We start from the raw sequence: 1429 nt of genomic DNA on the forward strand, positions 1-1429 counted from the left end.
ACGGAGTAGCGGCCAGCCTGGTGTTTACCTGGCGTCGACAAGCACGGACATCGGAACAAGTTGTACCATCCTTTACGCCGGTGCAGATCGCAGCCGTAGCGGCATCGGCTGAGGAAACTCCGAAGCTTTTGCCTACGGTTGATGGCCGAGTTCGCTCCGTGGCAGCCGCGCGTACTGGATTGATAGAGATCGATCTCGGCAACCGACGGTGCATCCGGGTGGATGCGCACGTCGATCCGGAGGCGCTGGCGCGGGTCCTCGATGTGCTTGGACGCCGATGATTGCGATACCGGGGAATGTGCGAGTGTGGCTCGCGACAGGCTACACGGATATGCGCAGAGGCTTTCCGTCGCTGGCACTCCAAGTGCAGGAGGTGCTGCACAAAGACCCGCTCAGCGGTCATCTGTTCGTCTTCCGCGGTCGCCGCAGCGATCTTGTGAAGGCGATCTGGCACGATGGCCAGGGAGCCTGCTTGTTCACAAAAAGACTCGAGAGAGGAAAGTTCATCTGGCCATCGGTTGCCGGTGAATCGGTAACGATCTCGCCGGCGCAGTTGAGCTATCTGCTGTCCGGGATCGATTGGCGTAACCCTCAAGAAACCCATCGGCCGACGCGGGTCGGATAGCCGCTTTTACGGTTTGAATCTGCTGCTTGATCTGATTCAATGGCTTCATGATATCGAAGCCGGACGATCTTCCATCGGACCTTGCGAGTGCCCTGGCGGCGCTGCAGGCCGAGCGTGAGGCGCGGCTGCGAGCCGAGGCGGTGGCTGCCAGTGCGCAGGCGGAGCTGTCGGACAACGAGGCGCTGATCGCGCATCTCGAGCTGCGGATCGAGAAGCTCAAACGCGAACTGTACGGGCAGCGCTCCGAGCGCTCGGCACGGCTGCTCGAGCAGCTGGAGTTGGAGCTCGAAGAACTCGTCACCACAGCGAGCGAGGATGAGCTTGCCGCGCAGGCCGCAGCGGCGAAGACGCAGAACGTCCGCCCCTTCATGCGCAAGCGGCCGGTGCGCAAGCCATGGCCGGACGACATCGAACGCGAACGCATCGTCATTGAGGCTCCAACGACCTGTGCCTGCTGCGGTGGATCGCGGCTGGCGAAGATCGGTGAGGATGTGACCGGGACGCTGGAGGAGATCCCGCGCCGCTTCAAGCTGATCGAGACGGTACGCGAGAAGTTCACCTGCCGCGATTGCGAGAAGATCAGCCAGCCGCCCGCGCCGTTCCACGCGACGCCGCGCGGCTTCATCGGCCCACAATTGCTGGCGACGATCCTGTTCGACAAGTTCGGCATGCATATCCCACTCAACCGCCAGAGTGCGCGCTTCAAGGCCGAGGGGATCGACCTGCCGCTGTCGACGCTGGCCGACCAGGTCGGTCACGGGACCTTCGCCGTCATGCCGCTCTTCCACTTGATCGAACGCCATG

General features: G+C 62.7%; 3 protein-coding genes. All 3 read left to right on the forward strand.

The features are described 5' to 3' along the window. On the forward strand, positions 1 to 281 hold a 281-nt coding region (locus tag CQ14_RS45120), incomplete at its 5' end, for a hypothetical protein (protein WP_430650114.1). Between the two features lie 23 nt (positions 282 to 304). Next, a complete protein-coding gene (tnpB, locus tag CQ14_RS00040; protein ID WP_430642467.1) occupies positions 305 to 625 on the forward strand; it encodes an IS66 family insertion sequence element accessory protein TnpB in 321 nt (106 codons plus the stop codon). A gap of 47 nt (positions 626 to 672) precedes the next feature. Next, positions 673 to 1429 (forward strand): IS66 family transposase (locus CQ14_RS00045; protein ID WP_156434578.1); only part of this gene is annotated, 757 nt, incomplete at its 3' end.

Source organism: Bradyrhizobium lablabi (genome assembly GCF_001440475.1).
Classification (GTDB): domain Bacteria; phylum Pseudomonadota; class Alphaproteobacteria; order Rhizobiales; family Xanthobacteraceae; genus Bradyrhizobium; species Bradyrhizobium lablabi.